This is a genomic window from Arthrobacter sp. H5, from assembly GCF_000520595.1.
Classification (GTDB): domain Bacteria; phylum Actinomycetota; class Actinomycetes; order Actinomycetales; family Micrococcaceae; genus Arthrobacter_D.
Window position 1 is genome coordinate 74,728 of sequence record NZ_KI914979.1, and the last position, 7,419, is coordinate 82,146.

Consider the following 7,419-nt stretch of genomic DNA (forward strand, 5'->3'; position numbering starts at 1 on the left):
CCCCGCCTGCCTAACAACGAACGGCGGGAGGTAATCCGGCCAGCGCATGTGGTCGAGGTCGAATCGCATCCCGTAGTCCTCCTCCTCCACGGTTGAGGAGAAGTCAGCACTCACCCACGGACTCTCTTCAACCCAGTCGTAAGGACAGCGCTCATGCAGATCCTCATGCCCTAGATCGTCGCCATACCCTTCGTCAACTACGTGCGCGTATTCAGGGCACTTGCCAAACGCTTGGACATACCTCGCCAGCCAAGAAAGCCTCTGGCCAAGGTCATCTTCTGGCCTAGCATTCCTGAATCCAGGCCCCTTGACACCAGCGAGCATTGCACCGGAAATGTCAATCGGATCGCCAGGGACTGCGGCGGCAAGCTCTCGGAAAAGCTCGACTTGATTTCCAGCGACGCCGCCTATAGGCAGCAACGCCAACGCGAGCAACTCCACCGCGAGCAGCGATACTTCCCGCCCACGCCCTTTCAGCGCCTCAGCAAAGTTCAACTCAAAGCAATGACTCTGCTGGCCCTCCCATACGGCACCCGCTAGATCATAGCCGGCGCTGTCCGACCACGTCTCCGTTTCTCCGTCGAACCCAGAAACTGTGGCATACGTGTTGCTGTAGACAATTAGCGATGCCAGCTCTGCGATATCCTGAGACGCTTTTACTTCATTCACTGCTGCTCCTCATGCCGGTAACCCTTGCCTCGCTGCTCGGAGTTGATCTGAACTCCAAGCGTCATAAGCCGCTCGCGCGAGACGATCAATCCGCTTCAATAGATCTTCCGGTGATTGTGCAATGTCGATGGGGAACTCGACAACCGAAATGTCAGTGTTCCGCATCCTCCTTTCTCGCGACTGGCCGGGGCCCGCATAGATCAGCCAGGCTCGCGGAACTTCCAGCGCCGTACAGTACGCAAGCATCTGGTAGTGGTCCGCGTTGGGGTAAGCACCAGAGGGCAATGCGGCCTTGTACTTGGCATCGAATACCAACGCCGGTCGCCCTGCTACAGAATGCACGATGTCCACGTACATTTGGACTCGATCACGAGGACGTTGCGGCTCAAACTCGTCCATAAACGCGTCGTACTGCCCCACGGTTTCCCCAGAGAATTGGTCCAGCGCCTCCCGCAACGCCGTGGTCAGAAAATCCTCAAAGACGGTGGCCATGTTGACTACAAATGAAGCGACGGAATAGCGCCCCGCTCCCGCTTCAGCTGACATATTTCGCAGAATAATTTCGGACAGACGAAGTGCGGGCACATACCGCTCGTTGATCCTAGATTCAGTCCACGACGGTAGCGGCGCCCCGAAACGCAGCGGCGACACGCCATCGAGTTTTGAATCGAGATGCGCCAGCCGCCATCGAATGGCTTCGGAAAGCCTCGGAACCTGCATCATCAAGCGGATGGCTGCCCTTAGTATCCGGTTTTCCGGAATATCCGCCGTGAAGTCATCGAATGAAACCTCTAGCGGTATCAACATTCCCGGTCGACGTGACATTTGATCCCCAACGCGTATCCGTCCGCGAACGGTCCTCAGCGCCTCTTCCACATGGACATACCCGCATAAAGCACCCCGTTCCAATGCGCGCTCTCCCTGTCGAGCCAACGACTGTCCCAGCGCCGCGAATAGGTCCGCGTCTTCGACTCCCTGAACGTCATCCGGCCGGAAACCTGGGGTGCTCGCGTACCCGAGCAGAAACAAAAGCCGGCTCAGCCCAACCTTCTGCTTCGGCTTCACTTCCACCAAGAGGTCTGCAACTTGAACGGCACCCACTTTGCCGGCGGGAGTAACCAGCATGCGGTTGTTGTGAGCGGGCGCGACGGCGACAAGCCCCGTCTCGCGTAGCGTCGCGGCCTCTTCAGAAGTAATCTCAACGAGTTCGCCTGCGAATTGCAGTTCGTCGAGGACAATCGTGCGGACCATTAGAGTTGTGAGCCAGCCGGCGGAAAACCCGAATCCCCGTTTGTTTCCCCCTCGTATTTGCCCGGTCCGCGGTTCGCTGCCGGGTTCTCACCTTCCGCTGGCGGTTCAGCGGCAAATGCCAAATCCACCGGTCCGGTTTCCGGAGCGGACTTGCGGAGCATTGCCTTGAGTCCAAATTTCTCGCGAACCTTATCCCGGTTAAGCCGCCCGTAGTACTGCTCCTCCAGAAGCGGAATAAGCTCGTACCTCCAGATCTCTTCCAGCCCCTGGTCAGTCTCGGCATGAGGTTTCATAAAGTAGGAGGGACCGATCATTAGATCTCGGTTACCAGCTTCCAACGATATTTCCCTGTTCAGCGCGTTGAGAAGGTTCGCTCTCAGCCGAGGCTTGCTATTGGCGTCGAGAAATCGTTCAAGCATCCCGGAAATCATGCCCTCCTGAGGATGGAGTTCCACAAAGGCAAACCGACGGCGGATAGCAGCGTCCACCATGGCAATCGAGCGGTCTGACGTATTCATCGTCCCGATGATGAATAGATTCGGCGGAAGCACAAAAGTCTTCTCCGGGTTGTACTGCAGATTGATTCCCTGATCCCGGTATTCAAGGAGGAAGTACAGCTCACCGAAGATCTTGGCCAGGTTGCCTCGGTTCATCTCATCGATGATCAGGAAGTACGGCTTGTCCCGATTCCCATCCAGCGATGCCTCGGCCGCAATCCGGCGCAGCGGACCGGGCTCCAGGCTGAATCCCACCGAGTCTCCGTTGGTTTGAGCCGGCCGATACCCCTCGAAGAAGTCCTCGTAGGCGTAAGACGGATGGAACTGAACAGTCTTGACGTGATCTCCGTGCTCTTCACCGGCAAGGTAGCGCGCAATCTTCCCGGCCAGATATGTCTTGCCCGTCCCGGGGGGACCATAGAACACGATCTGTTGCCGTGTCTGCAGCAGCCGCACTACCTCCTGCAGGCTCTCGATATCGACATGGAGCCTCCCCGCCAACTCGGCCGAGGCTGAGCGAAGTTGAGGTACGACGGCGGGTTGCGGCTTGGTGGCCGGCTCCTCCTCAGTGCCTGGCTCAGTGGGATCTTCCTCCGAGTACCAGTCGCTGATGGCAGATAGCCCGTCGGTGAGATCCACAACGGATCCCTGCTCCTCCAACAGACGCGGTAACGGGGCGGTCAAATCAGCGTTGCTGATCGGTGCCTTGCGCCAAGCCACGCTCCGCCGCAGCCTCGACGTCTCGTCACCGGCGTATTCAGCTGCGCCGGTCACTACGCCCAAGTGAAGCCTGTCCTCAAACTGGGTGAGGACAAAATCGTCGACCTTCATTTGGCTGAGGAAGCGGTAGTACTCGTGTGCGCGAGCTTTACGTTCGGAGTAGTCGATGTGTTGGTAACCCGTGTTCACGGCAGCTTGGATCTCGTCAAAGCTGGCGCCGGGAGCCGGGGATCCAAGGTGTTGAGCGCGGGTCGACACGAAGCCGTTCGTCAGCCACATGTCGAGCATCGCTACCCCTGCCTGACTCTGTCGCACGAGCCATGCCCGCTGTCCTACGTCCTCGCCGGGCGTCTGCCATTCGCTGAGATAGGGCTCAAGGTACCATTCGACGTAGTCGCCAGAATCGCCTCGTTGCGCTTGTTGGATGGCGTGAAGATCCTTAGCGATATCCGTCTCCGATTCGCCGCTCGGTCCGCCAATGATTGGAGCGAAGGCGTTGCGAATACGGATACGGTGATCCTTCTTCACGACGGGTTGGAGGTATCCAGGCCATGCGAGGTACTCGATGCTGTAGCGGATTGTGGGCCAATCGCTCTCCACGGCCTGGGTCATCCTGATGAAGTTCCATGGATCGGCGAGGGCGGCCTCGATCAGGCTCATGGGCTGATCAACGACGTGTTGAACGAAGCGCGTAAGCCAAGCGATGTGGTCGGCGACCTGAATGTTGAAACCGACCCCACCGTTAAACGACCCTGTCGCTTCAAGCCCATACTCGAGCTCAGGGGTGAGCTTTACGGGCTCGCCAGGCACCCACGAAAGGACCTTCTCGATGCGGGCGATCTTCGTTGGCGGGGTGACGTTGGCCAGTGGCACCACCTGCAGATAGAGGAGCTCAGCGGCCAGGAGTACGGTGGCACGACTGGCACCCGCTAGCTGGCGCTCAAGCTTAGCCATGAAGCTTCCCGGACCAACGTCTGTCCGTGCGCTGCGACTACCCAGATCCGCCGCCGCCTCAACGGTCCAGGTGGTGGTGCTGTTATCCAATGCGGACGGTTCGCCCCGCAGACCCGCTCCGAGGATGAGCCATGCCGCAGTCTCGACGTCGGGCGCCTTGCTGAATCCTCGCAGTTGGCCCGCTTCAGCGCTTTGTGCTGTCACCTTATCTCCTCGCCAGACCCGGAAGGCCTTCGCATCTTCGTCGTCCCAAGTGGAATCTGGATCGATGTTGAGGACAGTCCACATGAGTCCTTGCGCATCCAAACGGTTCCGTAGTTGGATTCCGTATTCGGGCGCTAGACGCAGCAATTCATCCATGCTCTGAAGGAAGACAGCGTAACGCTCCGAGGGCGGCCCATTGATCCCGCGATCCGCCCAGCCGACAAGTTTGAGGAAATCCTTCGCGGTCTGGGGTTTGTAGGGTGGGTACCTGAGCGGGTCGCGAGCGAGAAGTAGAACGGAAGCAAACATAGTTATTGCGCCGTAATGGATACGTTCTTCATCCGCTGATCGCAACCGATCCCCGAAGGCGCTCGCTGCCCCTGGATCGGGTTCGCCTATCCAAAACACCTCAACCGCTGACCTCAGGAGGTCCGGTTTAGTTCGTGCCATAGCGGTCAGACGCATCTTGAACCACTGATCGATGAGATTAGAAGAACCAACATCCTTCACCAAGGCTTCTGGCCACCCAGGCTCATCTGTGAGGAAGACCTTCCTGGTCTTGGTGAGACGTTCCGCCAGCGCGAGCTTGTAAAAGTACTCTTCATTGTCCAGGTCGACGGTCTGCGCGAAGTGAGCGGCGAACTCCATGAACTGGTTCCACTGAGCCTTGCTCATGTGCTTGCCTCCCTAGCAGGATGCCGCGGACCTTGCCCAGGCGGCGGGCTGAGTTTGGAAGTGAAAGGGATGCCGGCGTCTATGGCTCCCTGCATGGCGTCGTAAACCTCGAGAATAAGTCGCTTAGTTCGATACTCACCGTAGGCAGCTTCATCCTTGCGTTTCACGATCGGGAACGTGTCCATGATGTAGTCGACGTCCGCTCGGCCGCATCCGTACAGAAGAAAGAGGGCGCTGTCGAGCTCGGTCTTAAGAATCTCGCGTCTCTCACCATCCCATATGAATGGTTCTCCCATATCGCCCAAATCTCGCGCGAAATCTCTCATATCGTCTGCGCAGTACTGCAACTCACTTGCTCGGACTGCAATCCATTCCGCCGCGATCTCATCTCGTGACCATGGTGCTATATCAAAGATGTTTGTGGGAAGCACCGGCAACTGTTTCATTGTGAAGTACTTCAAGTGCGTCCCCCCTACTTTTTGGCGGGCTACAAAGTCGCACACGAAACTTGACATGCTGGCTTCCAGCGTCTGCGCCATTTTTGCGCCCTTGACTGGAAACATCAGTAAGTTCCCGTCGGGGGCGGCGGCAAGCGGGAATATTGCCGATACGATCGTTCGCATGTTGGTGGAGTTCGTTATGTCGCGCCAGCCCATGAGCCACCGCCTTGCCCATCGCCCATCCAGCTGGGCGGCCACGTCTTGCTCCCGCAACCAGTATCTTGGGCAGACAACCAACTCAGGATCGGCTTTTTCCCCTTGCGTGAGTTCTCTAGCTTGAGAACCATCGTAAGTCGCCCACCGATGGTCGAATTGGTGGATCATTTTCGCTTCATATAGGGGCAACATGCTCTCTGTCTGACCGTCTATCAGCCGCTTGAACACGTTGCCGTGAAGAGTCCACCCGTCGTTCTCCAGTGACTCTCGTGTACGAAACAGATCTGAGTCAGAAGTGATATTGAATAGTCCCTGCATAAACGAGACGCCCCACGGGTTCCCATTGACCGGGTCGTTCTCATTGATCAGGACCGGCACACGGCGATAGATGCCGAGAGTGATCTCGGCTTCGCGCCGCGAACGAAAAATCGGGAGTGTTCCCGTATTGGGGTTGATGAGCTTGATCTCATCGGGGCTGAGCGCGAACTTAGTCGCGTCGATATCCGCAGGGTCGTGGAGGAAAAAAGCGAACGAGGCCACCTCGGATTTCGACAATCGGCCCGCCATTGTGAGTAGACAGAATTTGAACCGTGAGTCCACATCCTGAAACAGCGGTGCGCGGTTCTCGAAGTCATAAAGGGCAGCGATGGTGCTTGTCTCGACCAGGTCTTTAAAGAAGTACTGGGTTGTGTGATCCGTTGCGATACCCGTAGGAACGATGATCCCTGTGCGTCCCCGCGGGTGCGTCATCGAACGAAACAGCTCGGCAAAAATCGGATCTGTCTTGACGCGACCCCGTGCTGTGAACCGGTACCGCCCAGACATCGCCGCGAAGTGTCTGATTCCATCCAACTCGCGTTTTCGCTGTCGATATTTCTTGTCCAGAATCGGGTCCGTCATTGCGAGCTGTGTGATGAGCTTCTTCCGTGTCGCGCCGGCCGCCTTCGCGATCTCCGGATTATGCGCGGCGAAAAACTCTTGCTCCTTCAGCTCGATATGTTCCCATGGCGGGTTGCCCAGCATGCAGGAGAATCCGCCCGGCCACCCTTCGGCACCGTTCTCTCCGGCGCCGGGATCACCGAAGACCTCGGGGAATTCCAGATGCCAGTGGAAGAAGCGATACTCCCGGGACAAGTCCCGTACCTTCGTGACCGTCTCCGCGAAGCCCGCGGATTCGCCCGAGTCACCGAGCTGTCTCACCACTGACGACGTTGGCGGTTCCGGCTCGCCGGTCCTCAGCGGCCAGACAAAAGCAGCACACCATGCGTCGGCATGCAGGCGCTTCTGTTCCATCTCGGTGGAGTGATCAAACGCCTCGTACGCCTTAGCTCGTATCCGTGCGTCCTCGACGCTCGCCACGGGCTGGACTAATTCCTGGCGACGGTCAATCAGCTGCGCCACGCTAGCCGTGGGCGCACCGAAGCTGAACGCTTCCTGTCCCCGCCGCTCCACCTTGTTTCGCTTCTTGACTTCAGCCGAAACCTTCTTGTCATCGCCCTCGATGACGCCGAACGCTTCGTCGGGGACACCATTCGCCAACAGTGCCGGCGTGGTTCCGAGCAGGCTGTTGCCGATCTTGATGCGGGCATCGAGGAACCCAAGCGGCTTTCCGGGTTCCATGGCTTCAAGCCATAGCGATACCTTCGCCAGTTCTGCGGCAAGGTCATTCATATCGACGCCGTAGACGCAGCGTTCGACCACGTCGTGAAGAGCATGCTGAATCTGCGCTGCAGTTGGCTCGTCCTCCTCGGCGCGCACTTCGGCGAGGCGCCGCGCGATGCGGCGGGCCGCCG

3 protein-coding genes and 1 pseudogene are annotated in these 7,419 nt (G+C 58.2%); all 4 read right to left on the minus strand.

Features of this window, described 5'->3' with window-relative positions:
• Positions 1-669 (minus strand): hypothetical protein (locus Y708_RS29570; protein ID WP_028278913.1); only part of this gene is annotated, 669 nt, incomplete at its 3' end.
• 9 nt (positions 670-678) lie between these two features.
• The gene (locus Y708_RS0103855; protein ID WP_028278914.1) at positions 679-1,920 is read right to left on the minus strand and encodes an McrC family protein; all 1,242 of its coding nucleotides are present in this window, start codon (positions 1,918-1,920) and stop codon (positions 679-681) included.
• Positions 1,920-4,970, minus strand: coding sequence for an AAA family ATPase (locus tag Y708_RS22650; protein WP_216699723.1), 3,051 nt, complete (start codon positions 4,968-4,970; stop codon positions 1,920-1,922). The genes Y708_RS0103855 and Y708_RS22650 overlap by 1 nt, the downstream gene beginning before the upstream one ends.
• A pseudogene (locus Y708_RS22655) lies at positions 4,967-7,419 on the minus strand (restriction endonuclease); the annotation flags it as partial. The gene Y708_RS22650 and the pseudogene Y708_RS22655, both read right to left, overlap by 4 nt.

What these genes read in the sequence shown, in the direction of transcription:
- Y708_RS0103855 (WP_028278914.1), bottom strand. Translation starts at nt 1,920, where the DNA reads ATGGTCCGCACGATTGTCCTCGACGAACTGCAATTCGCAGGCGAACTC.
- Y708_RS22650 (WP_216699723.1), bottom strand. Translation starts at nt 4,970, where the DNA reads ATGAGCAAGGCTCAGTGGAACCAGTTCATGGAGTTCGCCGCTCACTTC.